This window comes from Aquabacter cavernae, from assembly GCF_003993795.1.
Classification (GTDB): Bacteria; Pseudomonadota; Alphaproteobacteria; order Rhizobiales; family Xanthobacteraceae; genus Aquabacter; species Aquabacter cavernae.
In genome coordinates, this window is the sequence record NZ_RWKV01000008.1 from 713,845 (window position 1) to 737,171 (window position 23,327).

At 65.1% G+C, this 23,327-nt stretch carries 33 protein-coding genes; 7 read left to right on the plus strand and 26 right to left on the minus strand.

The genetic code is table 11. The annotated features are described in order from the left end of the window. Positions 1-3: 3 nt before the first annotated feature. The 24 genes from rpsH to fumC form a co-directional block, all read right to left on the minus strand. Complete coding sequence (gene rpsH / locus EJJ38_RS07985) at positions 4-402, minus strand: 30S ribosomal protein S8 (RefSeq protein WP_127089554.1); 399 nt, start codon at positions 400-402, stop codon at positions 4-6. A 10-nt stretch (positions 403-412) separates the two neighbouring features. Beyond that, a complete protein-coding gene (gene rpsN, locus EJJ38_RS07990) occupies positions 413-718 on the minus strand; it encodes a 30S ribosomal protein S14 (RefSeq protein ID WP_127089555.1) in 306 nt (101 codons plus the stop codon). 98 nt (positions 719-816) lie between these two features. Next, the gene (gene rplE, locus EJJ38_RS07995; RefSeq protein WP_127089556.1) at positions 817-1,374 is read right to left on the minus strand and encodes a 50S ribosomal protein L5; all 558 of its coding nucleotides are present in this window, start codon (positions 1,372-1,374) and stop codon (positions 817-819) included. Then, positions 1,367-1,684: a 50S ribosomal protein L24 gene (gene rplX, locus EJJ38_RS08000; protein ID WP_127089557.1), complete on the minus strand. Its 318-nt coding sequence runs from the start codon at positions 1,682-1,684 to the stop codon at positions 1,367-1,369. Before rplX ends, rplE begins: the two co-directional genes overlap by 8 nt. Further along, a complete protein-coding gene (gene rplN / locus EJJ38_RS08005; RefSeq protein ID WP_029006297.1) occupies positions 1,684-2,052 on the minus strand; it encodes a 50S ribosomal protein L14 in 369 nt (122 codons plus the stop codon). The genes rplX and rplN overlap by 1 nt, the downstream gene beginning before the upstream one ends. Before the next feature lie 156 nt (positions 2,053-2,208). Then, positions 2,209-2,457, minus strand: coding sequence for a 30S ribosomal protein S17 (rpsQ, locus tag EJJ38_RS08010; protein WP_127089558.1), 249 nt, complete (start codon positions 2,455-2,457; stop codon positions 2,209-2,211). Between the two features lie 9 nt (positions 2,458-2,466). Further along, entirely contained in the window at positions 2,467-2,673 is a 207-nt protein-coding gene (gene rpmC, locus EJJ38_RS08015; protein ID WP_127089559.1) for a 50S ribosomal protein L29, read from the minus strand. A gap of 10 nt (positions 2,674-2,683) precedes the next feature. Continuing rightward, positions 2,684-3,097 carry a 50S ribosomal protein L16 gene (rplP, locus tag EJJ38_RS08020; protein ID WP_127089560.1) on the minus strand — a complete coding sequence of 138 codons (414 nt, stop codon included), beginning with the start codon at positions 3,095-3,097 and terminating at the stop codon, positions 2,684-2,686. A gap of 29 nt (positions 3,098-3,126) precedes the next feature. Continuing rightward, a complete protein-coding gene (gene rpsC / locus EJJ38_RS08025) occupies positions 3,127-3,867 on the minus strand; it encodes a 30S ribosomal protein S3 (RefSeq protein ID WP_127089561.1) in 741 nt (246 codons plus the stop codon). After that, positions 3,867-4,247, minus strand: a complete 381-nt coding sequence (gene rplV, locus EJJ38_RS08030) for a 50S ribosomal protein L22 (RefSeq protein WP_127089562.1) — start codon at positions 4,245-4,247, stop codon at positions 3,867-3,869. The genes rpsC and rplV overlap by 1 nt, the downstream gene beginning before the upstream one ends. Before the next feature lie 6 nt (positions 4,248-4,253). Continuing rightward, positions 4,254-4,532 carry a 30S ribosomal protein S19 gene (gene rpsS / locus EJJ38_RS08035; protein ID WP_127089563.1) on the minus strand — a complete coding sequence of 93 codons (279 nt, stop codon included), beginning with the start codon at positions 4,530-4,532 and terminating at the stop codon, positions 4,254-4,256. 11 nt (positions 4,533-4,543) lie between these two features. Next, on the minus strand, positions 4,544-5,377 hold the full coding sequence (gene rplB, locus EJJ38_RS08040; protein WP_127089564.1) for a 50S ribosomal protein L2: 834 nt from the start codon (positions 5,375-5,377) through the stop codon (positions 4,544-4,546). Positions 5,378-5,399: 22 nt separating this feature from the next. Next, positions 5,400-5,708, minus strand: coding sequence for a 50S ribosomal protein L23 (locus tag EJJ38_RS08045; RefSeq protein WP_127089565.1), 309 nt, complete (start codon positions 5,706-5,708; stop codon positions 5,400-5,402). Next, positions 5,705-6,325 (minus strand): 50S ribosomal protein L4, encoded by a 621-nt coding sequence (gene rplD, locus EJJ38_RS08050; protein WP_127089566.1) that lies wholly within the window; start codon positions 6,323-6,325, stop codon positions 5,705-5,707. The genes EJJ38_RS08045 and rplD overlap by 4 nt, the downstream gene beginning before the upstream one ends. Continuing rightward, positions 6,325-7,059, minus strand: a complete 735-nt coding sequence (gene rplC / locus EJJ38_RS08055; RefSeq protein ID WP_127089567.1) for a 50S ribosomal protein L3 — start codon at positions 7,057-7,059, stop codon at positions 6,325-6,327. The genes rplD and rplC overlap by 1 nt, the downstream gene beginning before the upstream one ends. A 22-nt stretch (positions 7,060-7,081) precedes the next feature. After that, on the minus strand, positions 7,082-7,390 hold the full coding sequence (gene rpsJ, locus EJJ38_RS08060) for a 30S ribosomal protein S10 (protein WP_012113701.1): 309 nt from the start codon (positions 7,388-7,390) through the stop codon (positions 7,082-7,084). A 64-nt stretch (positions 7,391-7,454) separates the two neighbouring features. Further along, positions 7,455-8,648, minus strand: coding sequence for an elongation factor Tu (gene tuf / locus EJJ38_RS08065; protein ID WP_127089568.1), 1,194 nt, complete (start codon positions 8,646-8,648; stop codon positions 7,455-7,457). A gap of 53 nt (positions 8,649-8,701) precedes the next feature. Continuing rightward, positions 8,702-10,777, minus strand: a complete 2,076-nt coding sequence (gene fusA / locus EJJ38_RS08070; protein WP_127089569.1) for an elongation factor G — start codon at positions 10,775-10,777, stop codon at positions 8,702-8,704. Between the two features lie 17 nt (positions 10,778-10,794). Beyond that, on the minus strand, positions 10,795-11,265 hold the full coding sequence (gene rpsG / locus EJJ38_RS08075) for a 30S ribosomal protein S7 (RefSeq protein ID WP_127089570.1): 471 nt from the start codon (positions 11,263-11,265) through the stop codon (positions 10,795-10,797). A 17-nt stretch (positions 11,266-11,282) separates the two neighbouring features. Beyond that, positions 11,283-11,654, minus strand: coding sequence for a 30S ribosomal protein S12 (gene rpsL / locus EJJ38_RS08080; protein WP_127089571.1), 372 nt, complete (start codon positions 11,652-11,654; stop codon positions 11,283-11,285). A 463-nt stretch (positions 11,655-12,117) separates the two neighbouring features. Continuing rightward, the gene (locus EJJ38_RS08085; RefSeq protein WP_127089572.1) at positions 12,118-12,648 is read right to left on the minus strand and encodes a TPM domain-containing protein; all 531 of its coding nucleotides are present in this window, start codon (positions 12,646-12,648) and stop codon (positions 12,118-12,120) included. 95 nt (positions 12,649-12,743) lie between these two features. Further along, entirely contained in the window at positions 12,744-13,541 is a 798-nt protein-coding gene (locus tag EJJ38_RS08090; RefSeq protein WP_127089573.1) for a TPM domain-containing protein, read from the minus strand. A 17-nt stretch (positions 13,542-13,558) separates the two neighbouring features. Beyond that, positions 13,559-14,164, minus strand: coding sequence for a LemA family protein (locus EJJ38_RS08095; RefSeq protein WP_127089574.1), 606 nt, complete (start codon positions 14,162-14,164; stop codon positions 13,559-13,561). A gap of 109 nt (positions 14,165-14,273) precedes the next feature. Continuing rightward, positions 14,274-15,665, minus strand: coding sequence for a class II fumarate hydratase (fumC, locus tag EJJ38_RS08100; RefSeq protein WP_127089575.1), 1,392 nt, complete (start codon positions 15,663-15,665; stop codon positions 14,274-14,276). Positions 15,666-15,945: 280 nt separating this feature from the next. Here fumC and EJJ38_RS08105 point away from each other — a divergent pair, with 280 nt between their 5' ends. The 6 genes from EJJ38_RS08105 to EJJ38_RS08130 all read left to right on the plus strand — a co-directional run bounded on the left by EJJ38_RS08105 (position 15,946) and on the right by EJJ38_RS08130 (position 20,580). Further along, positions 15,946-16,134, plus strand: a complete 189-nt coding sequence (locus EJJ38_RS08105) for a DUF4169 family protein (RefSeq protein ID WP_127089576.1) — start codon at positions 15,946-15,948, stop codon at positions 16,132-16,134. Beyond that, a complete protein-coding gene (locus EJJ38_RS08110) occupies positions 16,131-16,406 on the plus strand; it encodes a ribbon-helix-helix domain-containing protein (RefSeq protein ID WP_127089577.1) in 276 nt (91 codons plus the stop codon). Before EJJ38_RS08105 ends, EJJ38_RS08110 begins: the two co-directional genes overlap by 4 nt. Positions 16,407-16,600: 194 nt before the next feature. After that, a complete protein-coding gene (gene hflK, locus EJJ38_RS08115; protein WP_127089578.1) occupies positions 16,601-17,752 on the plus strand; it encodes an FtsH protease activity modulator HflK in 1,152 nt (383 codons plus the stop codon). Beyond that, the gene (gene hflC / locus EJJ38_RS08120; RefSeq protein ID WP_127089579.1) at positions 17,749-18,675 is read left to right on the plus strand and encodes a protease modulator HflC; all 927 of its coding nucleotides are present in this window, start codon (positions 17,749-17,751) and stop codon (positions 18,673-18,675) included. Before hflK ends, hflC begins: the two co-directional genes overlap by 4 nt. A 13-nt stretch (positions 18,676-18,688) precedes the next feature. Next, a complete protein-coding gene (locus EJJ38_RS08125) occupies positions 18,689-18,874 on the plus strand; it encodes a DUF2065 domain-containing protein (protein ID WP_127089580.1) in 186 nt (61 codons plus the stop codon). 218 nt (positions 18,875-19,092) lie between these two features. Next, entirely contained in the window at positions 19,093-20,580 is a 1,488-nt protein-coding gene (locus EJJ38_RS08130) for a DegQ family serine endoprotease (RefSeq protein ID WP_127089581.1), read from the plus strand. A gap of 93 nt (positions 20,581-20,673) precedes the next feature. Here EJJ38_RS08130 and serB read toward each other — a convergent pair whose 3' ends face one another. Beyond that, positions 20,674-21,573: a phosphoserine phosphatase SerB gene (gene serB, locus EJJ38_RS08135; protein WP_127089582.1), complete on the minus strand. Its 900-nt coding sequence runs from the start codon at positions 21,571-21,573 to the stop codon at positions 20,674-20,676. Between the two features lie 28 nt (positions 21,574-21,601). Between serB and miaA the strand changes: the two genes are divergently transcribed. Continuing rightward, positions 21,602-22,537: a tRNA (adenosine(37)-N6)-dimethylallyltransferase MiaA gene (gene miaA / locus EJJ38_RS08140; protein WP_127089583.1), complete on the plus strand. Its 936-nt coding sequence runs from the start codon at positions 21,602-21,604 to the stop codon at positions 22,535-22,537. Here the strand turns inward: miaA and EJJ38_RS08145 are convergent, their stop codons facing one another. Beyond that, positions 22,538-23,287 carry a hypothetical protein gene (locus EJJ38_RS08145; protein WP_127089584.1) on the minus strand — a complete coding sequence of 250 codons (750 nt, stop codon included), beginning with the start codon at positions 23,285-23,287 and terminating at the stop codon, positions 22,538-22,540. Positions 23,288-23,327: the final 40 nt, after the last annotated feature.

Consider the following 23,327-nt stretch of genomic DNA (forward strand, 5'->3'; position numbering starts at 1 on the left):
TCGTCAGAACACGGTGCAGAGCACTTCGCCGCCGACATTCTTGTCGCGGGCGTCGTGATCAGCCATCACGCCCTGGGGCGTGGAGACAATCGCGATGCCGAGACCGTTGGCGACGCGGGGGAGGTTCTTCACCGACGCATAAACGCGACGGCCGGGCTTCGACACGCGAGAAATCTCGCGGATGACCGGCTGGCCGTCGAAATACTTCAGTTCCACCTCAAACTCGGTCCGGCCATTGCCGTGCTCCGTGGAGGTGTAGCCGCGGATGTAGCCTTCGTCGCGCAGGACGTCGAGCAGGCTGGCGCGCAGACGCGAGCCGGGCGTGGACGTCTTGTCCTTGCGGCGCATCTGGGCGTTGCGGATGCGGGTGATCAGATCGCCGATGGGATCATTGATGGACATCGGACCCTCCTCACCAGCTCGACTTCACCAGGCCCGGAACCAGGCCCTGGGAGCCCAATTCGCGCAGCGCGATACGGCTCATCTTCAACTTGCGGTAAAACGCGCGCGGACGACCGGTCACTTCGCAGCGGTTACGCACCCGGATCCGCGCCGAATTGCGCGGCAGTTCCGCCAGCTTGAGGGTCGCCGCAAAGCGCTCCTCGATCGGCAGTTCCTTGTCGTTCACGATCTTCTTGAGACCAGCGCGCTTCGCACCAAGCTGCTGAGACAGCTTGCGGCGACGCTCGTTCGTCTCGATCGCGCTTTTCTTCGCCATTTCCTGCTCCTGTTCTCCGCGTCTGAGGGGATGGTCCCTCACAGCCGGAAAGCATTCCAAATCGTCATGCGACGGGGGAAGCCGCCGCTAATACACCGTCACTGGCGGAAGGGGAAGTTAAAGGCCTTCAAAAGAGCCCGCGCTTCGTCATCCGTCTTGGCGGTCGTGCACACGATGATGTCCATGCCCCACATCTGCTCGACGCGGTCATAATTGATCTCGGGGAACACGATGTGCTCCTTGATGCCCAGGGCGTAGTTGCCGCGGCCATCGAAGCTCTTGGGGTTCAGGCCGCGGAAGTCGCGCACGCGGGGCAGAGCCACGGTCACGAGGCGGTCCAGGAACTCATACATGCGGACCTTGCGAAGGGTGACCTTCGTGCCCACAGGCTGATTCTCGCGCAGCTTGAAGTTCGAGATCGCCTTGCGGGCGCGCGTCAGAACCGGCTTCTGGCCGGCGATGAGCGCGAGATCCGCGGCAGCGGTGGTCGCCTTCTTGGTGTCGGCAGTCGCCTCGCCCACGCCCATGTTGATGACGATCTTGTCGATCGAAGGCACCTGCATGGGGTTGGCGTAACCGAACTGTTCGATCATCGCCGCGCGCACGACCTCATCATAGAGGGTGCGCAGCCGGGGGGTGTAATTCGCCTCAGCCATCGATCTTCTCCCCGGAACGCTTGGCCACGCGGACCTTGCGACCGTCTTCCAGCACTTCGAAGCCGACGCGGGTCGGCTTGCCGTCCTTGGGATCGGCGACCGCGATGTTGGACAGGTGGATCGGGGCCTCCTTGGAGATGATCCCGCCTTCCTGGTTCGCGGTCTGGCGCTGGTGGCGCTTCACCACATTGACGCCGCGGACGAGCGCACGGTCTTCCTTCGGCATCACCTGAATGACCTCGCCGGTGCGACCCTTGTCACGGCCGACGAGCACGACGACTTTGTCGCCCTTCTTGATCTTAGCGGCCATCACAGCACCTCCGGCGCCAGCGAGATGATCTTCATGTGGTTCTTCGCGCGAAGCTCGCGCGGAACCGGCCCGAAGATGCGGGTGCCCACCGGCTCCTTCTGGTTGTTGATCAGAACGGCCGCATTGCGGTCGAAACGGATCACCGAACCATCAACGCGACGGATGTCCTTGGCCGTGCGAACCACGACCGCCTTCATCACGTCACCCTTCTTCACTCGACCGCGCGGAATGGCTTCCTTGACCGACACCACGATGATGTCGCCCACGTGAGCGTACTTCCGCTTGGACCCGCCCAGCACCTTGATGCACATGACGCGACGCGCGCCGGAATTGTCCGCCACGTCGAGATTGGTCTGCATCTGGATCATGACGCACCTGTTCTCGTCATCCAGCGCCGCCGGCAAACCGGCATTGCCCGTTCAACATGCCCATGCCCGCTCATCGAACATGGGTTTTCCGCCGCGACGCGGTCTCCACTCTTCCCCTTTGGGGCGAAGACGGACCCTGCGTCGGAGCGATTTCTATCAGACCGCCAGCCGCTTCTCGCCCTGGACCACGATCCAGTTCTTCAGCTTAGACAGCGGCCGGTGCTCTTCGATCCACACCGTATCTCCCACATGCCAGGCATTGCCTTCATCATGGGCGTGATACTTCTTGGACCGACGAACGGTCTTCTTCAGCAGCGGATGGGTAAAGCGACGCTCCACCCGGACCACAACCGTCTTATCCTGCTTGTCGCTCACCACGACGCCTTGGAGCACGCGCTTCGGCATCGCTCGACCTCACTTCGCCTTCGCGGCATCGCCGCGCTTGGTGTTCTGCACGGTCTTGACCCGCGCGATATCGCGGCGGACCTGCTTGCTCCGTGCCGTGTTCTCCAGCTGACCCGTCGCCTTCTGGAAGCGCAGGTTGAACTGTTCCTTCTTCAGCTTCAGCAGCTCGTCGGTGAGCTGATCGGTGCTGAGGGTCTTAATGTCCTCGGCCTTCATGATCTACTCCTCACTCGGCGATGCGCTGGATGAAGCGCGTCTTGATCGGCAGCTTGGCGGCCGCCAGGGTCAGGGCCTCACGGGCGATATCGACGCTTACGCCATCGATCTCGAACATGATGCGGCCCGGCTTGACCTTGGCCGCCCAGTAGTCCGGGGCGCCCTTGCCCTTACCCATACGGACTTCCGTGGGCTTGGACGAAACGGGCACGTCCGGGAAGACGCGGATCCAAACACGACCCGCACGCTTCATATGGCGTGTGAGCGCGCGGCGCGCGGCCTCGATCTGACGGGCGGTGACGCGCTCCGGCTCCACGGCCTTCAGGCCGAATTCGCCGAAGCTGAGTTCCGTGCCGCCCTTGGCGACGCCGTGAATGCGTCCCTTGAACTGCTTACGGAACTTGGTGCGCTTAGGTTGCAGCATGGCTTATCTGCTTTCTTATCGTTCGCCCGTCAAGCGGCATCGCGATCACGACCGTGGTCGCGATCGCCGCGCTCACGGCGGGGCGGACGGCCGCTCGGACCTTCACCCTCGGCCAGGCGCTTGTCCTGTGCCATGGGATCGTGCTCGAGGATCTCGCCCTTGAAGATCCAAACCTTCACGCCGCACGTCCCGTAGGTCGTGAACGCCGTGGCGGTGCCGTAATCCACGTCCGCACGCAGGGTGTGCAGCGGAACGCGGCCCTCGCGGTACCATTCAAGGCGCGCAATCTCAGCCCCGCCGAGACGGCCGGAGCAGTTGATGCGGATGCCTTCGGCGCCGAGACGCATGGCGGACTGCACGGCGCGCTTCATGGCGCGACGGAAAGCCACGCGGCGCTCCAGCTGCTGGGCGATGGACTCGGCGACAAGACGCGCGTCGATTTCCGGCTTACGGATCTCGACGATGTTGATGAAGACTTCCGACTTGGTCATGTCGGAGACCTTCTTGCGCAGCTTGTCGATGTCCGCGCCCTTCTTGCCGATCACCACGCCCGGACGGGCGGAGTGGATCGTCACGCGGCACTTCTTGTGCGGCCGCTCAATCACCACCTTGGACACCGCAGCCTGCTTGAGCTGCTTCATCAGCATCTCGCGGATCTTGATGTCCTCGTGAAGCAGCTTGCCGTACTCGCCCTTATTGGCGAACCAGCGGCTGTCCCACGTGCGGTTAATGCCGAGCCGCAGCCCGACCGGATTGACCTTCTGACCCATCAGGCCCGCTCCTCGACTTCCCGCACCACGATGGTGATGTGGGCGAAGGGCTTCTCGATCCGGGACGCACGACCGCGCGCCCGGGGGGAGAACCGCTTCATCACCAGACCCTTGCCCACGTGCGCCTCGGCGACGACCAGGTCATCGACGTCCAGCTCGTGGTTGTTCTCGGCGTTCGCGATCGCGCTCTCGAGGCACTTCTTCACGTCGCGGGCAATCCGCTTACGGGAGAATTCGAGATCGGCGAGCGCGGTCGCCACCTTCTTGCCGCGGATCAGGCCCGCGACAAGGTTGAGCTTCTGGGGCGAGACACGCAGATTGCGCGCAACCGCCTTTGCTTCGTTATCCGCGAGAGCGCGGGGCTTTGCCTGCTTGCTCATTGCCGATCACCGACGCTTCGACTTCTTGTCGGCCGCGTGCCCGTAATAGGTACGCGTCGGCGCGAATTCGCCGAACTTATGGCCGACCATGTCTTCCGAAACATGAACAGGGACATGCTTCTGCCCGTTGTACACGCCGAAATTGAGGCCCACGAACTGCGGGAGGATCGTGGAGCGGCGGCTCCAGATCTTGATGGTCTCGCTGCGGCCCGAAGCGCGCGAGGCGTCTGCCTTCTTGAGCAGATAGCCGTCGACGAACGGGCCCTTCCAAATCGCTCTTGACATATGTCAGGCCCTCACTTCTTCCGCTTGTGGCGGCTGGTGACGATGAACTTGTCCGTCGCCTTGTTGTTGCGGGTCTTCTTGCCCTTCGTGGGGAGGCCCCACGGAGTGACGGGATGACGGCCGCCCGAGGTGCGGCCTTCGCCGCCGCCGTGCGGATGGTCAACCGGGTTCATGGTCACACCACGGTTATGCGGCTTGCGACCCAACCAGCGCGAACGACCCGCCTTGCCCAGCGAGATGTTCATGTGGTCAGGGTTCGACACCGCGCCCACCGTGGCATAGCAGGCGCCATGCACAAGACGCTGCTCGCCGGAGTTCAGGCGAACGATGACGTAGCCCTGGTCACGACCGACGATCTGCGCATAGGCACCCGCCGAGCGCGCGATCTGGCCGCCCTTGCCGATCTTCATCTCCACATTGTGCACGATGGTGCCAACGGGGAGGCTGGAGAGCGGGCCGGCATTGCCGGGCTTCACGTCCACCTGGTCGCCGGCGATCACAGAATCACCGACCGCCAGACGCTGCGGCGCCAGGATATAGGACAGTTCACCGTCCTGATACTTGATCAGGGCGATAAAGGCCGAGCGGTTCGGATCATATTCGATCCGATCCACCACCGCCGACACGCCACGCTTGGAGCGCTTGAAATCGACGAGGCGATAGGCCTGCTTATGACCGCCGCCGCGGAAGCGGACGGTGATGCGGCCATTATTGTTGCGTCCGCCCGAGGAACTCTTGCCCTCGGTCAGGGTCTTGACCGGCTTGCCCTTGTACAGGCCGGAACGGTCAACGATCACGAGCTGGCGGAGGCTCGGCGTGACCGGCTTGAAATGCTTCAGCGCCATGGTCTTGGCTCCCGTCTCTCGCTCACAGACCGGTCGTGATGTCGATGGTCTGACCCGCTTCAAGGGTCACGACCGCCTTCTTCACATCGGACTGAACGCCCTTCCGACCCTTGAAAATCTTGACCTTGCCCTTGCGGACCAGGGTGTTCACGCTCTTCACCTTCACGTCGAACAGACGCTCCACCGCCTCCTTGATCTGGGGCTTGGTGGCCGTGCCGGCGACGTTGAAGACGACCTTGCTGTATTCGCTCGCCGCCGTCGCCTTCTCGGTGATGACGGGAGACAGGATCACGTCGTAATGACGTGCCTCAATGTTCGGCTGCGGGCTCATTTGAAGCGCGCCTCCAGCGCGTCGACGGCCGCCTTGGTCAGGACCAGGGTGTCGCGCCGAAGAATGTCATAAACGTTGATGCCCTGGATCGGCAGCACGTCAACATAGGGGAGGTTGCGCGCGGCCAGAGCCACGTTGGCCTCGACCTCGGCACCGTCGATGACGAGCACGGAGGCAATCCCCAGCTTCTCGAACCGATCCTTGAGCGCCTTCGTCTTGGCATCGTCGAGCGAGACCTTGTCGAGGACGATGATCTGGTCGGCCTTGGCCTTGGACGACAGCGCATGCTTCAGAGCCAGCGCGCGCACCTTCTTCGGCATGTCGATGGCGTGCGAACGCACCACCGGGCCGAAGGCGCGACCGCCGCCACGAAACTGCGGAGCGGACGCCGCGCCGTGACGGGCATTGCCGGTGCCCTTCTGCTTGTACATCTTCTTGGAGGTCCGATTGATCTCGGACCGTCCCTTGGTGCGGTGCGTGCCAGCCTGACGGCGGGCCAGCTGCCAGGTCACGCAGCGGTGCAGAATGTCCGCGCGCGGCTCAAGGCCGAAGATCTCGTCCGAGAGGGTCACCGAGCCAGCGTCGGCGCCATCGAGCGTCTTGACAGTGAGTTCCATCACGCGCCCTCCTCGTTCGCAGCTTCAACCGCGACTTCCGCCGCAGCGCCATTGGTCTCGCGCAGCTTGAACGCGCCCGGCTTGGGGGCCTCGTTCGGCAGACGCTTCTTCACGGCGTCACGCACCATGATCCAGCCGCCCGCATGACCGGGGACGGCGCCCTCGACCGCGATCAGGCCGCGCTCGACGTCGGTCATCACGACCTTCAGGTTCTGGGTGGTGACGGTCACGTCGCCCATGTGACCCGGCATCTTCTTGTTCTTGAAGGTCTTGCCGGGATCCTGACGGCCACCGGTCGAGCCGATGGAGCGGTGAGAGATGGACACGCCGTGAGAGGCGCGCAGACCACCGAAATTGTGGCGCTTCATACCGCCGGCAAAACCCTTACCGATGGTGGTGCCCGTGACATCCACGAACTGGCCCACAACGAAGTGGTCAGCGGTGATCTCGGCACCCACCGGGATAAGGTCCGCCTCGGCGACGCGGAATTCCGCAAGCTTCCGCTTGGGCTCCACCTCGGCAATGGCGAAGTTGCCGCGCTCGGCGCGCGTCACATTCTTCGGCTTGCGGCGGCCAGCTCCAAGCTGGAGCGCCACATAACCGTTATTGTCGAGCGTACGGTGGGCAACCACCTGGCAGCTCTCAACTTTCAGCACCGTGACCGGAACATGTTCACCGGCATCCGTAAAGATGCGGGTCATGCCGACCTTCTGGGCGATGACGCCTGACCGCATGGTCGTGTCTCCTCGCCTCACGTCAGAGCTTGATTTCGACGTCAACGCCGGCGGCGAGGTCGAGCTTCATCAGCGCGTCCACCGTCTGGGGCGTCGGATCGACGATATCAAGCAACCGCTTGTGAGTACGCATCTCAAACTGCTCGCGCGACTTCTTATCGATGTGCGGAGAGCGATTGACGGTGAACTTCTCGATCCGCGTCGGCAGCGGGATCGGGCCGCGGACCTGAGCGCCGGTGCGCTTGGCCGTGGCGACGATCTCGCGCGTCGAGGCGTCGAGAATACGATGATCGAACGCCTTGAGGCGGATCCGGATGTTCTGGCCGTTCATGGCTCTGTGGCTCCAACAAAAAGAGGCGCGCAGGCGACCTACGCGCCCCGTTTTATTTAATCATTCACTCGATGATGGCGGCGACGACGCCGGCGCCGACGGTACGACCACCTTCACGGATGGCGAAGCGCAGCTTCTCCTCCATGGCGATCGGGACGATCAGCGTCACGTCCATGGACACGTTGTCGCCGGGCATCACCATTTCGGTGCCTTCCGGCAGCGTGCACACGCCCGTCACGTCCGTCGTGCGGAAGTAGAACTGCGGGCGGTAGTTCGTGAAGAACGGCGTATGACGGCCGCCTTCTTCCTTCGTCAGGATGTAGGCTTCGGCCTTGAACTTCGTGTGCGGCTTCACCGTACCCGGCTTGCACACCACCTGGCCGCGCTCCACGTCCTCGCGCTTCGTGCCGCGAACCAGGATGCCGACGTTGTCGCCGGCCTGGCCCTGGTCGAGCAGCTTGCGGAACATCTCGACGCCGGTGACCGTGGTCTTCTGCGTCGGACGGATGCCGACGATCTCGACTTCCTCGCCCACCTTCACGATGCCGCGCTCAACGCGACCGGTCACCACCGTGCCGCGGCCCGAGATCGAGAACACGTCTTCGATGGGCATCAGGAACGGCAGGTCAACGGGACGCTCGGGCTGCGGGATGTACTTGTCCACCTGCGCCATCAGCTCGAGGATCGCCTCGGTGCCCAGCTCAGGGGACTTGTTCTCCAGCGCCATCAGCGCAGAGCCCTTCACGATCGGGATGTCGTCGCCCGGGAAGTCGTAGGACGAAAGCAGCTCGCGCACTTCCATCTCCACGAGCTCCAGGAGCTCCGGATCATCGACCATGTCGCACTTGTTCAGGAACACCACCAGCGCGGGCACGCCCACCTGGCGGGCCAGCAGGATGTGCTCGCGGGTCTGCGGCATCGGGCCGTCGGCAGCCGACACAACCAGGATCGCGCCGTCCATCTGCGCCGCGCCGGTGATCATGTTCTTCACATAGTCGGCGTGGCCAGGGCAGTCCACGTGCGCATAGTGGCGGTTCGCGGTCTCGTATTCCACGTGCGCCGTGGAAATCGTGATGCCGCGCGCCTTCTCTTCAGGCGCCTTGTCGATCTGGTCATACGCCGTGAACGTCGCGCCGCCCGAGGTCTCGGCAAGAACCTTCGTGATCGCCGCCGTCAGCGACGTCTTGCCATGGTCAACGTGACCAATCGTGCCGATGTTGCAGTGCGGCTTGTTGCGCTCAAATTTTGCTTTGGCCATGGGACTCTCCGTTGGGTCTCGCTGGCGAATTCAGTTCGGGTTCAGGGTGAGGCTCAGGCGTATTTCGCCTGAACCTCCTGAGCGACGTTCGACGGCACCTGCTCGTAGTGGTCGAACTGCATGGTGAAGGTCGCGCGGCCCTGGCTGAAAGAGCGCAGGGTGTTCACGTAACCGAACATGTTGGCCAGGGGCACCATGGCGTTGATGACATTCGCGTTGCCGCGCATGTCCTGGCCCTGGATCTGACCACGGCGGGAGTTGAGATCGCCGATCACCGAGCCCGTATAGTCCTCGGGGGTGACGACCTCGACCTTCATGATCGGCTCCAGCAGCACCGAGCCACCCTTCTGAAGGGCCTCACGGAATGCCGCGCGGGACGCGATCTCGAACGCCAGGGCAGACGAGTCCACTTCGTGATAGGCGCCGTCGATGAGCTGCACCTTCACGTCCACCACCGGGAAGCCCGCCAGCACGCCCGCACCGAGCACGCTTTCGAGGCCCTTCTGGACGCCGGGGATATATTCCTTCGGCACCGCGCCACCGACGATGAGGCTTTCGAACTCGAAGCCCTTGCCCACTTCGTTCGGCTGGACCACGAACTTCACCCGGGCGAACTGACCGGTACCACCGGTCTGCTTCTTATGGGTGTAGTCCAGCTCGGTCTTCTTGGTCAGCGTCTCACGATAGGCAACCTGCGGGGCGCCCACGTTCGCGTCGACCTTGTAGGTGCGCCGCAGGATGTCCACCTTGATGTCGAGGTGCAGTTCGCCCATCCCCTTCAGGATGGTCTGGCCGCTCTCGTGGTCGGTGGACACGCGGAAGGACGGATCCTCAGCAGCCAGCTTCGACAGCGCGATACCGAGCTTTTCCTGGTCCGCCTTGGACTTGGGCTCGATCGCGATCTCGATGACCGGCTCGGGGAACTCCATCTTCTCAAGGATGACCGGCTTGTTGGTGTCGCACAGCGTATCGCCGGTGCGCACATCCTTCAGGCCAGCCAGGGCGACGATGTCGCCGGCATAGGCTTCCTTGATGTCTTCGCGGTTGTTGGCATGCATGAGCAGCATCCGCCCGACACGCTCGCGCTTGTCACGGGTGGAATTGAGCAGGCCCATGCCGGCTTCCATCACGCCGGAATAAATCCGGCAGAAGGTGATCGTGCCGACGAAGGGGTCGTCCATGATCTTGAACGCGAGCACCGAGACGGGCTCGCTATCAGTCGGGGTACGGACGGTCTCTTCTTCGGTCTTGAAGTCGATACCCTTGATCGCGCCGCGATCGATGGGGCTCGGCAGATAATCCACCACCGCGTCGAGCAGGGGCTGCACGCCCTTGTTCTTGAAGGCGGATCCGCAGAACACCGGGTTGAACTTGCGCAGGACGACCGCCTTGCGGATCAGGGACTTGAGGGTCGCCTCATCCGGCTCAACGCCGTCCAGGTAGTTGGCGAGCGCGTCGTCATCCAGCTCCACAGCCGCTTCGATCAGCTTGCCGCGATACTCGACAGCCTTGTCGAGGAGATCCGCAGGGATCTCTTCGTCATGGAACTTCGCTCCGAGGGCTTCGTCTTCCCAAACGACCGCCTTCATGCGGACGAGGTCGATGATGCCCTTGAAGTTGCTCTCGGAACCGATCGGCAGCTGGCAGCAAACGGGGTTGCCGGCCACGCGGTCGATGATCATCTCGACGCAGCGGTAAAAGTCGGCACCGATCTTGTCCATCTTATTGACGAACACGATACGCGGCACGTTGTACTTGTCCGCCTGGCGCCACACGGTCTCGGTCTGGGGCTCGACGCCCTGGTTGCCGTCCAGCACGCACACCGCACCGTCGAGCACACGCAGGGAACGCTCGACTTCAATGGTGAAGTCCACGTGCCCGGGGGTGTCGATGATGTTCAGGCGCTTGCCTTCCCAGAAGGCGGTGGTCGCAGCAGAGGTGATCGTGATGCCACGCTCCTGCTCCTGCGTCATCCAATCCATGGTGGCAGCGCCATCATGGACTTCGCCGATCTTGTGGCTCTTACCCGTGTAGTAAAGAATCCGCTCGGTGGTCGTGGTCTTGCCGGCATCGATGTGGGCCATGATGCCGAAGTTGCGGTAGTCTTCGATGGCGTGAGTGCGGGGCATAGCTCAGTCCTCTCCGATCACCAGCGATAATGAGAGAAGGCACGGTTGGCTTCCGCCATACGGTGCGTGTCTTCGCGCTTCTTCACCGCGTTGCCGCGATTGTTGGCCGCGTCGAGCAGCTCGGCGGAGAGACGCTCCACCATGGTCTTCTCGTTGCGGGCGCGGGCCGAGGTGATGAGCCAACGGATCGCGAGGGTCTGGCGGCGCTCAGTGCGCACCTCGACGGGAACCTGGTAGGTCGCGCCGCCGACGCGGCGGGACCGCACTTCAACGGCGGGGGCGACGTTCTCAAGCGCCTGGATGAAGACCTCGACCGGATCGTGCTTGGCTTTGGACTCGACGGTGTCGAGAGCGCCGTACACAATGGACTCGGCAACCGACTTCTTGCCGTCGCGCATGATGGAATTCATGAACCGGCTGAGGGTGAGGTTGCCATACTTGGCGTCGGGGATGACTTCGCGGCGCTCGGCCCGATGACGACGAGACATTTTCGGATCTCCTCAGATCACTTCGGACGCTTCGCGCCGTACTTCGAACGGCGCTGCTTACGGTTCTTCACGCCCTGGGTATCCAGGACGCCACGGAGGATGTGGTAACGCACACCGGGAAGATCCTTCACACGGCCGCCGCGGATCATGACCACGGAGTGCTCCTGAAGGTTATGACCCTCGCCGGGGATGTAACCGATCACTTCGTAGCTGTTGGTCAGCCGCACCTTGGCAACCTTACGAAGCGCCGAGTTCGGCTTCTTCGGGGTCGTGGTGTAGACGCGGGTGCACACACCACGCTTCTGCGGGCTCTCCTGCAGGGCGGGAGCCTTGTCCCGCGCCTTCTGCGCTTCCCGCGGCTTCCGGATCAGCTGGTTGATCGTCGGCATGTACGCCTTCGCCTCGTCCTGACCTGCGGCTTTCGCCGCATTCTTGAATTTATGCGGTCCCGAGGGACCGCGCTCATCTGCGACCTATCAAGGCCGCGCAAAACAGTTGTCGCGCCGAAGGGCTGACGCCCCTCGGCGGTCCAGGAACGGCCAGACGTGCCGGGATGCCGAAGCACCGACCCGTCTCGTTCGCGACAGAGGATCACGCCACTATCCCCAGAGGGGAGGCGCCGCGATCATGCACCCTTGTCTCGCAGTGCTGTTCCTGGCAGCGTTTCGGCATTCCGATCGGGGCGCCCGTTTGGGTTTGCCGCACCGATCATTGGAGGCGCCGACCGCCTGCCTCGAAGTGGATGGGCTTCTACCGGGAGAGTCGCCGTGCGTCAAGGCCCGGCAGGCAGGACCTTAGCAAAATAGCTACCTTTCGAGCCGCCTCTGCCCGAAATCGCCGCCAAGCGACAGATTATAACAAGACCACCCGGTCGTTGATCTCGTTTCTATCATCCGCCGCGCGTGGAAAGGGGCCGCTCAGCAGGTCTCCGGCAAGAACAACCGCCGCTTCGATTCCCAGTGTCAGCTCGCCCTGCCCTGCCCGCTCGGAGACGGCCGCGCAGATTCGCCGCCACGCATCCGCGCCAAGTCGGGCATGAATCCCTTCGTCCGCCACCACTTCCACCAGTCGCTCGCCGGGGGCCACCAGAATCAGCAGGCCCGTCCGGCCGGATGTCTGGTGCAGGCCGTGGGAGAGGAAGACGGTTCGGGCAAGCTGCCCGGCCGCAAGGCGTGCCTCGCGGCGCGGCACCAGCCGGCGGGCGAGTGGCGGCAGGGCGAAGACGAGGCATAGGAGAACGAACAGGCCTGCCTGCCCGGCCAGCAGCCATGCGGGAGAGAGCTTGAGCAGCAAGAACGGCCACGGCGCCGCCAGGGCCGCCAGAGCCGCCCACAAGGCCGCATGGTAGCTGTGCGTCACCAAAGGAGCACTTGTGACGGCCACGCGAATCTCCGCGGACGTGCGGGCCTCTGCGGCAGCCACGGCTGCCTCTATGCGGGCGCGGCTTTCCTCCGAACGGAGCGAGGGCTCGGTCATGCTCACCATCCCCCCGAGGCGCCGCCGCCGCCGGACGAGCCCCCTCCTCCCGAGAAGCCGCCGCCGGAGGAGCCGCTGCTCCACCCGCCACCCGATGTGGGGAACGCGATGGCGCCACCCCGGCGCCGGGTGCGCCGACCGCCGCCGCGAAAGATAATGATGAGGAAGATCACAAGCATGATGAGGAAGATGATGCCGAGGATCCACGCATCCGGATCCTCGCCCTGGTCCAGCGCCTCGGCGCGACGGCGGGCCTCCTCGGGATCGAGGTTGAGAATCTCGATGACGGCGTCAGCCCCCTTCACCACGCCTGCGGCCATGTCTCCGGCCTTGAAGGACGGGACGACGGCGGTGCGGATGATGGTGCCGGCCACGGCGTCTGTGATGACGCCCTCCAGCCCGTATCCCACCTCGATCCGCACCTTGCGCTCGTTAGGTGCCACCAGCAGCAGGATGCCGTTATTCTTCTTTGCCTGCCCCAACTTCCAATGGCGGAACAGCTGGTTCGCGTAATCCTCGATGGAAGTGCCCTGGAGCGAGGGCACGGTGGCCACCACGAACTGGTCGCTCGCCTTCGCCTCCTGCGCCGCCAGCTTGCGGTCGAGCGCCACCAGCGTGTCCCAGTCCAGCACATGCGCCGCATCCACCACGCGCCCGCTGAGCGGGGGAAAGGTGAGATCGGCTGCGGCGGGAAGACTCGCGAACAGCAGGACGAGGGCGGCGAGCCACACGCCGAAGCCACGCAGCACTGCCGGAGAGGCAGTCCTGCGTCGCGCTTGAAGCGTGGGGCGTGCGGTCATGGCGGCGGCTCCGCCAATCAGAACTTCACCTTCGGCACCTGCATCTGCTGCTCGGAGATGGTGAAGGTCTCCATGGGCTTGGCAGAGCGATGGATGGTGGACGCCCAGACCGCGCCCGGGAAGGTGCGCAGCTCCGTATTATAGACGCGCACCGCCTCGATATAATCGCGCCGCGCCACAGCGATGCGGTTCTCGGTGCCCTCGATCTGCGACTGGAGGGCCAGGAAGTTCTGGTTGGACTTCAGGTCCGGATAGGCTTCCGCCACGGCGATCAGCCGCCCGAGGGCGCCCGAGAGCTGGGACTGGGCATCCTGGAACTGCTTGAACTGGGCCGGGTCGGTAATGGTGGAGGCATCCACCCGCACGGAGGTGGCCTTGGCCCGCGCTTCCACCACCTGGGTGAGCACGTCCTTCTCCTGCTGGGCGTAGCCCTTCACGGTCTCCACCAGATTCGGGATCAGGTCCGAGCGGCGCTGATACTGGTTCAGCACCTCGCTCCAGGCGGCCTTGGCCCGCTCCTCCTCCGTGGGGATGGCATTGATCCCGCATCCGCCCAGCGAAAGAGTGGCGAGCAGGAGGAAAATGGGAGCGGTGCGGCGAAGCGCGGATGCTGTGAAAGCCATGTCGGACCTCATGTGCCGTGAGACCTCGGGTGCCGCCGGACCCCGGCGGGCCCGGTGCGGCGGCGGCGCCCGGAGGCGCCGCCGGCTGTCATCGGTTGGCGGCGTGCGATCAGCCGGGAGAGATCATCTTTTCGGGACGGACGACCGCGTCGAACTCCTCGTTCGTCACGTAGCCGCCGCCGACCGCCTCGTCGCGCAGCGTGGTGCCGTTCTTGTGCGCGGTCTTGGCGATCTTGGCCGCCGCATCGTAGCCGATCTTCGGCGCCAGCGCCGTCACCAGCATCAGGGAGCGCTCAAGCGCCGCCTTGATGTTGTCCTCGCGCGGCTCGATGCCCACCACGCAATGCTCGGTGAAGCTGTTGGCGGCATCCGCCATGAGCCGCACGGACTGGAGGAAGTTGTAGGCCATCACCGGGTTGAACACGTTCAGCTCGAAATGGCCCTGGCTGCCGGCGAAGGTAAGCGCGGCATTGTTGCCGAAGATCTGCACGCAGACCTGCGTCATGGCCTCGCACTGGGTGGGGTTCACCTTGCCCGGCATGATGGAGGAACCGGGCTCGTTCTCCGGCAGCGACAGCTCGCCGAGGCCCGAGCGCGGGCCCGAGCCGAGGAAGCGGATGTCGTTGGCGATCTTGAACAGCGAGGCCGCCACCGTGTTGATGGCGCCGTGCGAGAACACCATGGCGTCATGAGCCGCCAGCGCCTCGAACTTGTTCGGCGCGGAGGTGAAGGGCAGGCCGGTGATGGCGGCGATGTGCTCGGCCACCATTTCGGCGAAGCCCACCGGCGCGTTGAGGCCGGTGCCCACGGCGGTGCCGCCCTGGGCGAGCGCCATGAGCGCCGGCAGGGTCATCTCGATGCGCCGGATGCCGTTCTCCACCTGCGTGGCATAGCCGGAGAATTCCTGGCCCAGCGTCAGCGGGGTGGCGTCCTGGGTGTGGGTGCGGCCGATCTTGATGATGTGCGCCCACAGCTTGGCCTTGTCGTCCAGCGCCGCATGCAGGGTGCGCAGCGCGGGCAGCAGCCGGTGAACGATCTCTTCCGCGCAGGCCACATGCATGGCCGTGGGGTAAGTGTCGTTGGACGACTGGCTCATATTGACGTGGTCATTGGGGTGGACCGGCTTCTTGGAGCCCATCTCCCCGCCCAGCATCTCGATGGCGCGGTTCGAGATCACCTCATTGGCATTCATGTTGGACTGGGTGCCCGAGCCGGTCTGCCAGACCACCAGGGGGAAATGATCGTCCAGCGTGTTGGCGATCACCTCATCCGCGGCCCGGATGATGGCAGCGCCCAGATTGGCGTCCAGGCGACCGAGCGCCATGTTGGTCTCGGCGGCCGCGCGCTTCACAATTCCGAGAGCACGGACCACGGGAGCGGGCTGGCGTTCCCAGCCGATCTTGAAGTTGCCCAGCGACCGCTGCGCCTGCGCACCCCAATAGCGATCCGCGGCGACTTCGATGGGACCGAACGTATCGGTTTCGGTGCGCGTGGCAGTCATGGGCAGTTTCTCCACCTGGTCCGTATTCCGGGAGGCTTCTAGAGCCACACGCGGCTGGAGGGAAGCGGATCGGCTTCAATGCCGTCGGCAAATGTAAAATAGTTACGCGGAGGTAGCCTGAGAAGGCGAGCGAAGCAGAGAATTGCCATAGCTTCGCCCTCTATCGCAGGCTTACTGCGAGGGTTCGCAGCGTCCGTGGCAGGGGAGAGGGCCTTGGGCGCGTTCTGCGGGCGAGACCCGGCTGGTTCTGGGGAAACCAAGCCACCTATCGAGGTTTGAAGTGGGCGAGCTCGTCAATCTGGGCCGAGTGCGCAAGTCAGCCGCGCGAAGCCAGGCCGAGGTCACTGCGGCTGAGAACCGCCGCAAGTTCGGCCGCACAAAGGCCGAGCGCGAGGCGGAAACTGCCGAGCAGGACGCGCAGCGGCGCAAGCTTGACGGCCACTCGCTCACGAAGAGGGAACAAACATGAAAAGCCCCGTGGTGAAACGGTCGATCGTTATCGCCGGACACAAGACCAGCGTGAGCCTGGAAGATGCGTTCTGGGATGCTCTGAAGGAAATCGCCGCGAGCCGGCGGCTCACCTTGTCGGATCTCGTCGCGACCATCGATTCTTCGCGCACCCAGGGCAATTTGTCCTCCGCCATCCGGCTTTTCGTGCTCGATCACTATCGGGGATTTGCCAGCAGTGGCCGTTCTCATGGCGCAAATGAGCGCGGCACCGCCAGCGCTACCGTTGCGTAAGGCGGATAGCTCACCTATCTGAGGGACATGCGGGCACGCGCCACGTTGAATCGTGACGCGTGCCTTTCTATAACCCGCTGCCTCCGGGCCGCATCGGAACCGCCCTCGGGCGGGCCGCGCGGCAGGGCCGGATGGTGGCGGAGACGCAGGTGATTGGACTGCCGCATGCGCGGCGATCCGATGGGAGACGGCGGATGTCGTGGAAGAATCAGAGTGGAGGTCCATGGGGAAATGGGCCTCGCGGACCCTGGGGTTCAGGGCCCTCCTCATCGGGCCCGACGCCGCCGGACATTGAGGATCTGATCCGCCGCAGCCAGGACCGGCTCCGGCACATGCTCCCCGGCTCCATGGGCGCCAAGGGCATCATCCTCCTGGTGGCCCTGGCGATCGGCGGCTGGCTGCTCTCCGGCTTCTACCGGGTCGAGCCCGACGAGCAGGGCGTGGTCCTGCGGTTCGGCAAGTTCGTCCAGCTCACCCAGCCGGGCCTGAACTATCACCTCCCCTACCCGGTCGAGACCGTGCTGACCCCCAAGGTCACCCGCGTCAACCGCATCGACATCGGCATGCGCCTCACCGACGACCCGCGCCGCGGCAGTGCCGTGGTGCGCGACGTGCCGGAAGAGAGCCTGATGCTCACAGGCGACGAGAATATCGTCGATGTGGACTTCGCGGTGTTCTGGGTCATCTCGGACGCGGAGCACTTCCTGTTCAACGTCCAGAACCCCGAAGGCACCATCAAGGCCGTGGCCGAGAGCGCCATGCGCGAGGTGATCGGGCGTACCAACATCCAGCCGATCCTTACCGGCGCGCGCCAGACCATCGAGACCGGCGTGCAGGACCTGATGCAGCGCACCCTTGACCAGTACAAGGCGGGCGTGCGCGTCACCCAGGTTCAGCTCCAGAAGGTGGATCCCCCGTCGCAGGTCATCGACTCGTTCCGCGACGTGCAGGCCGCCCGCGCGGATGCCGAGCGCGCACAAAACGAGGCGCAGACCTACGCCAACCGCGTCCTGCCGGAAGCGCGCGGCGAGGCTTCGCGCATCGAGAACTCCGCCCAGGCCTATCGCGAGCGCACCGTCGTGGAGGCGCGCGGCCAAGCGTCCCGCTTCATCCAGATCTACGAGCAGTATGTGAACGCCAAGGACGTGACGCGCCAGCGCATGTATTTCGAGACCATGGAGCGCGTGCTCGGCCCCATGGACAAGGTGCTGCTCGACGCCGGAACAGCCGGTCGCGACAATGCGGGTGGCGTGCTGCCCCTGCTCCCGCTCGGTGAACTCGGGCGTCGTCCCCAACCGTCCGGCACGCCGGCTCAAGGTACCTCCAACCAAGGAGCCGTCCGGTGAAGAACTCCTTCCTCGGCGGCATCGCCGTCGTCGTCCTGATCCTGGTGGCGGTGGGCCTCTATTCGTCCGCCTTCATCGTCAACCAGACCCAGCAGGCCCTGGTGCTGCGCTTCGGTAACCCGCAGGCGCCCGTCACCACGCCCGGCCTGCACTGGAAGCTGCCGTTCATCGACAACGTGGTCTATGTGGACAACCGCATCCTGGACCTGGAAAACCCCCAACAGGAGGTGATCGCCTCCGACCAGAAGCGGATCGTGGTGGACGCCTTCGCGCGCTACCGGATCACCAATGCGCTGAAGTTCTACCAGTCGGTCGGTACCGTGGAGGCGGCCAATTCCCGCCTCGCCACCATCCTCAACTCGGCGCTGCGCCGGGTTCTGGGCGAGAGCACCTTCGTCCGCGTGGTGCGGGACGAGCGCGAGGCGCTCATGGCCCGCATCGGCGAGCAGGTGAACCGCGAGGCGGCCAATTTCGGCATCACCATCGTGGACGTGCGCATCCGTCGCGCGGATCTGCCGGAGGCCAACAGCCAGGCGGTATTCCAGCGGATGCAAACCGAGCGCCAGCGTGAAGCGGCCGAAATCCGCGCCCAAGGCAACGAAGCGGCCCAGCGCACCCGCGCCCGTGCCGACCGTGAGGCGGCCGTGGTGGTGGCGGAAGCCAACTCCAAGGGCGAGCAGGTGCGCGGTGAAGGCGATGCGGAGCGCAACAAGATCTTCGCCGACGCCTTCGGCCGGGATCCGGACTTCTTCGGGTTCTACCGCTCCATGCAGGCCTTCGAGGCGAGCCTGCGGTCGAACGATACGCGCCTGGTGATCAGCCCGGACTCCACGTCGTTCTTCCGCTACTTCGCCGATCCCATGGGTGGGGCGCCCGCGGCGCCGGGTGCCACTGCGGCCCCGGCTCCCGTGCCGGCACGCTGAGGCGCGGTCTCGCATGCGGGACCTTCTCGCGGCGGTGGGCTTGGTCCTCGTTATCGAAGGACTGGTCCTCGCCGCGTTTCCCGGCGCCTGGCGCAACGCCGTCAAGGCGGTGCTCAAGGCGCCGGAGACCCCTTTGCGCATTTCAGGGCTGATCGTCGGCGCCGTTGGCGTGATTGTGGTTTGGCTCGTGCGCGGCTGATAGGGCACTCTGGACGCGCTGCATTGCCCACGGGCGATTCAGCGCCGGGGTCCAATGACCGGCGGCAACCGTCTTCCGCCTCGTAGACATGTCTGGTCACGGGCGGTGCGGGACAGGGGCGATGCTTCGCCCTCGGATTGCCCCGGTTTGATTTGACCTTGGCTGTGTTTTGACCTTGGCCCAGCGGCAGCGCCGGGGCCGGGCTGCGAGGAGACGTCATGTCCGCTGGAAGCCGCATCTGGTCCGCGCCGGCCGTCGCGCTGGCCCTCTGTCTCTCCGCCGCCGTCGGCGTGCTGCCCGCGGCAGCCGCCGCCACCAAGGGACCGGATACGGTCGCCGACACCGCCGCCGTGGTGATGGACGCGGTGGTGAATATCTCCACGTCCCAGAATGTGGCCGCCTCCCGGGGCGTGCCCACGCCCCAGCTTCCGCCCGGCTCGCCCTTCGAGGACTTCTTCGAGGAGTTCTTCAAGCGGCGCCAGCAGCCGGACGATGACGGCAACAATAACGGCCAGCGCTCGCGCCGCGTCTCTTCGCTCGGCTCCGGCTTCGTGATCGATCCCTCGGGCCTGATCGTGACGAACAATCACGTCATCGCCGACGCGGACGAGATCTACGCCAATTTCAACGACGGCTCGAAGCTGAAGGCGGAACTGGTGGGTCGCGATCCCAAGACCGACCTCGCCTTGCTGCGGGTAAAGCCGGAGAAGCCGCTCACCGCCGTGAAGTTCGGCGATTCCGACAAGCTGCGGGTGGGCGACTGGGTGATGGCCATCGGCAATCCGTTCGGCCTGGGCGGCACGCTCACCGTGGGCGTGGTCTCGGCCCGGAACCGCAACATCAATTCCGGCCCCTACGATAATTTCATCCAGACCGATGCCTCCATCAATCGCGGCAATTCCGGCGGCCCGCTGTTCAACATGGAAGGCGAGGTGATCGGCATCAATACGGCCATCATCTCTCCCTCGGGCGGCTCGATCGGCATCGGCTTCGCGGTGCCCTCCGCCACTGCGGAACCCATCCTCACCCAGTTGCGCGACTTCAAGGAGGTCCGGCGCGGCTGGATCGGCGTGCGCATCCAGGGCGTCACCGACGAGATCGCGGAAAGCCTCGGCCTCGGCAAGGCGCGCGGTGCGCTGGTGGGCGGCGTCACCGATGACGGCCCCGCCGCCAAGGCCGGCCTGAAGGCCGGCGACGTGGTGGTGAAGTTCGACGGCAAGGATGTGAAGGAGATGCGCGACCTGCCGCGCATCGTCGCCGACACGCCGGTGGGCAAGGAAGTGGACGTGGTGGTGATCCGCAAGGGCAAGGAAGAGGCCCTGAAGATGACCATTGCCCGCATGCCCGAGGACGAGAAGCAGGCCTCCGCCGCCAAGGACACGCCCGCCCCTGCCCCGAAGGCAGCCACCCAGCGCCTGCTCGGCATCGAGCTGGCAAGCATGAGCGACGACCTGCGCAAGCGCTTCAAGATCAAGGACGGCGTGACCGGCGTCGTCATCCTCAATGTGGAGCGCAACTCCGCCGCCGCCGACAAGGGCCTCAAGACCGGCCAGGTGGTGCTGGAAGTGGGCCAGGAGACGGTGGCGAGCCCGGACGACATCCAGAAGCGCATCGACGCCCTGAAGAAGTCCGGACGGAGCCATGCCTTGTTGCTGGTCACGGACTCCGACGGGCAGAATCGCTACGCGGCCATCCCGCTGAACTGACCCGCCGGATCATCTCAGGTTTGCGCGAGGGGGCACTCCCCCTCGCCTTCCCTCCGACGCGAGGACTGGCCCGCGCAGGGATTTCTGCCGTGCTCAGAGCCGCGTGAATTCCTCGTGGGTGTAGCCCTGCATGTAGAGCAGCGCGGTCAGGTCGCCATGGTCGATGCGCACATGCGCTGCCTCGGCCACCTTCGGCTTCGCATGATAGGCGACGCCGATCCCCGCCTCCCCGAGCATGCCGAGGTCGTTGGCCCCGTCTCCCACCGCCAGGGTTTCGGACGGGGAGAGGCGCAGGCGGTCGCGATATTCCATGAGCGCAGCGGTCTTCGCCTCGCGGCCGAGGATCGGCTCCACCACATGCCCCGCGAACACGCCGTCCGCGACCACCAGCCGATTGGCGCGGTTTTCGTCGAAGCCGATGCGCGCGGCAACCGCCTCGGTGAACAGGGTGAAGCCGCCGGACACCAGAACCGTATAGGCCCCGTTGGCCTTCATGGTGCCCACCAGCTCAGGCCCGCCGGGCGTGAGATGGATGCGCTCGCGAAGCAGTTGATCCACGACACCCACCGACAGTCCCTTCAGCAAAGCCACGCGCTCGCGCAGTGCCGGCTCGAAGGCGATCTCGCCGCGCATGGCCCGCTCGGTGATCTCGGCCACATGCGCCTTGAGACCCGCAAGGTCGGCCAACTCGTCGATGCATTCCTGGCCGATCATGGTGGAATCCATGTCCGCCAGGAACAGGCGCTTGCGGCGGTCGGCAGCCAGTTGCACGACCACGTCCACCTTCGCGCCGCCCAGCGCGTCACGCACTTGCGCCGCCAGTTCGCGGGGCTCGGCGCCCAGCGGCGGATCGAAGGGAATATCCACGGCGATGTCGGTATGCAGCACATGGCCCTCGCCCGCCGCGGGCAGGGCAGCGCGCGCCGCCGCCACCACGTCGCGGGACACCAGCGCTTCGGACGGATTTGAGATAAGGGTCGCCACATAGACCATGGAGAAACACCCGAATGAGGACGTTCTGATGCACGCCGCCCCAGTGTGCAGCGCAATACCGGAAGCTGTGCTCATCGCAGGTCCGACGGCGAGCGGCAAGTCCGCGCTCGCCATGGCGCTCGCGGAAAAGACCGGGGGCGTGATCGTGAACGCCGATTCCATGCAGGTTTACGCCGATCTGCGCATCATCACGGCCCGTCCGAGCCAGGAAGAAGAAGCGCGCTGCACCCACCGCCTGTTCGGCCATGTGGACGCGGACAGCGACTATTCGGTGGGCCGCTGGACCACCGACGCCGCCGAGGTGCTCGCCGCCATCCGCGCGGCCGGGCGCCTGCCCATCTTCGTGGGCGGCACGGGGCTCTATTTCCGGGCGCTCACCCAGGGCCTTGCGCCGGTTCCCCCCATTCCCGAAGAGGTGCGCGCCCGCATCCGGCTGGAGGCGGAAGCCGACACGGCCCAGGTGCTTCACGCCCGCCTCGCCACCCGCGATCCCCTGACGGCCTTCGGCCTGCGCCCCACCGACCGGCAGCGCATCCTGCGCGCACTGGAAGTGGTGGAGGCCACCGGCAAGCCCCTGGCCGAATGGCAGGCGCAGGCGGGCGCGCCGCTGCTGGACGGCGGCACCAGCCTGCGGGTCGTGCTGGAGATGGACCGGGACCAGTTACGCGCCCGCATCGACAGCCGCTTCCAGGACATGCTGCGGGCAGGCGCGCTGGACGAGGTGGCCGTCCTCATGGGCCGCGACCTGCCGCCGGAGCGCACCATTCTCAAGGCCCATGGCGTGCCCGCGTTGATGCGGCACCTGCGCGGTGAACTGGACCTTGCCTGCGCCGCGCAGGAGGGTCAGGCCGATACGCGCCGCTATGCCAAGCGCCAGCAGACCTGGTTCCGCCACCAGATGCCGGACTGGGAGCGCCACGCGCCGGACACCGCCCTGCCCGCCCTCCTCGCGCGCTTCGCCTGATCAGCCTGCCGCCGTCACGACGCTAGGTGCCCGGGGCGCGGCCGAAGGCATGCTCGCCAGCCGGATCCACGCGGCAGCGATGACGAGCAGCGCGAAGCCGATGGGGCCGTGCGGGCTCGCATGGCTCACCTGGATCTCCCAGCCGAAGCCGATCAGCAGGATCAGGGCCGGCCAAGGCGCCTTGCGCGTCAGGAAGAGCGCCGCTGCCGCGAACACCGAGGCGGCGAAGATGGCCCAGGACCCCGTGAGGCTGACGACGGACCCCATGCCGCCGATCCAGGGATCGGCCCAGTTGGTTTCGAGCAGGAGCACCGCGCCGTCCATCTGCTGGGCGTTGAGCTTTCCGGCAGCTTCCAGCGCCTGCATGTTCAGCATGGTGCGACCGAGCCCGATGCCACCGATGGAATCAAGCGAGGTGTAGCTGAGAAGGAAGATGAAGGTGGCGATCCGCGAGAGCCATGCGCAGACGGCAGCAATGCCGTCCTCAATGCCGTGCATGGTCAGCCAGAGGCCCACGGATACGAGACCCAGCAAAGGAAGCTGGATGACATGAAGGGTGAACCACCATTCCGGCCCGAAATAGCCGAGGGCCCAATAGCGCGGATTGTAGGGCTGGCTCGCGCACAGATAGGCATACATGCCGGGATCCTTGCTGAAGCCCGACGGATGGAACAGCTCAATGCCCGCCAGCACGAGCGGGGCCGTGCACAGGCACAGCCACCACAACCCACTCCTGATCACCGCCCCCATGGTCCCCTCCTCCATTTTTGGAGAAAGATAACCCGGCTTC